Below are 1,245 nucleotides of genomic sequence, written 5' to 3' on the forward strand. Positions count from 1 at the left end.
GCTGAACTGGTCAAGTAATACCAGACACCGGTTACGGCGTTTTATGCCGCTTTTTGCTCCATCGCTATTGGCGACAGATAACCGTTGTAGCTATGGAGCCGCGTGCGGTTGTAATACACGAAGAAACGCACCATGTCGGTTTCTGCTTCATCGATCAGGCTGTAGCCGCTGCGAGGCACCCATTCTGATTTCAACGTTCCGAAAAAGCGCTCTGTTGGAGCGTTATCCCAGCACTGGCCACGATGGCTCATGCTTTGCAAAATGCCATGGCTCATTAGCTCTCGTTGAAACTTGCGACTGGTGTATTGGCAACCCTGATCCGAGTGGAACATCAGTCCCGGTGGGCACGTTCGTATCTCTACTGCCATGCGTAGCGCCTTGCTGACCAAGTTAGCGTCATTGATCAGCGAGAAAGCCCAACCAATGACACGGCGAGCAAATAAGTCGATCACAATGGCTAGATGAACCCAGCGCTTGCCCACCATCAAACTGGTAACGTCTCCACACCAGACCTGATTAACCGCAGTTGGCTTGAAATTTCGTTTGAGCAAATTGGGTGCGACAAATGCCTCAACGCCCCTGGATCTGAATGGATGCGGTTGGCGCTGTTTGCTGACAATGTTTGCCTCTCTCATTAGCGCTCTGACAAGACTCCTTCCCGCCACTATGTTTTGGGCCTTCAGACCTTTGCTGATCATTCTAGAGCCCATCGCATCCCGGCTTTCACTATGCAGTTCAACCACTTTCAGCTTGAGTTCTTCGCGTTTTATCCGCGGCTTGGCGAGCCGCTGAAGCCACTCGTAAAAGCTGCTGCGCTTCACATCGAAAACACGGCACACGGTGGCGGTCGGAAATGACTCTCTTAGCTCCGCGATCATCGAAAACGATCGGGATCCGACATCAAGAGAGCAGTAGCCTTTTTTAAAATATCGGCTTCCATCTCCATGCGTTTGATCTTGGCTTTCAGCTCCTGAATCTCACGCTTGTCCTCGGTAATCGCTTTGGTTCCATTGACCGGCTGTCCTTCGCGCTCTTTGCGAACCTGATCCACCCACCGCCTTAAGGCGGTAGGGCCTATATCCAGCGATGCGCAAACGTCTGGCACCGGGCAGTTGTCATCAAGCACCATGCTGGCAGCACGCAGCTTGAATTCGCGCGTATAAACCTTTCTTTCGTTCATGAAACCTCCAGATTGGCGAAATCATATCGCCCTTAAGAGGTGTCCGGAATTATTAGGCCAGTTCA

General features: G+C 51.7%; 2 protein-coding genes. Both read right to left on the bottom strand.

Going from position 1 to position 1,245, the window contains the following annotated elements; genetic code table 11:
* Positions 1-41: 41 nt before the first annotated feature.
* On the bottom strand, positions 42-878 hold the full coding sequence (locus HU755_RS26905) for an IS3 family transposase (protein ID WP_238350054.1): 837 nt from the start codon (positions 876-878) through the stop codon (positions 42-44).
* Positions 875-1,180 carry a transposase gene (locus HU755_RS27595; protein WP_238350055.1) on the bottom strand — a complete coding sequence of 102 codons (306 nt, stop codon included), beginning with the start codon at positions 1,178-1,180 and terminating at the stop codon, positions 875-877. The genes HU755_RS26905 and HU755_RS27595 overlap by 4 nt, the downstream gene beginning before the upstream one ends.
* Positions 1,181-1,245: the final 65 nt, after the last annotated feature.

This window comes from Pseudomonas sp. SWRI111 (genome assembly GCF_014268555.1).
Classification (GTDB): domain Bacteria; phylum Pseudomonadota; class Gammaproteobacteria; order Pseudomonadales; family Pseudomonadaceae; genus Aquipseudomonas; species Aquipseudomonas hamedanensis.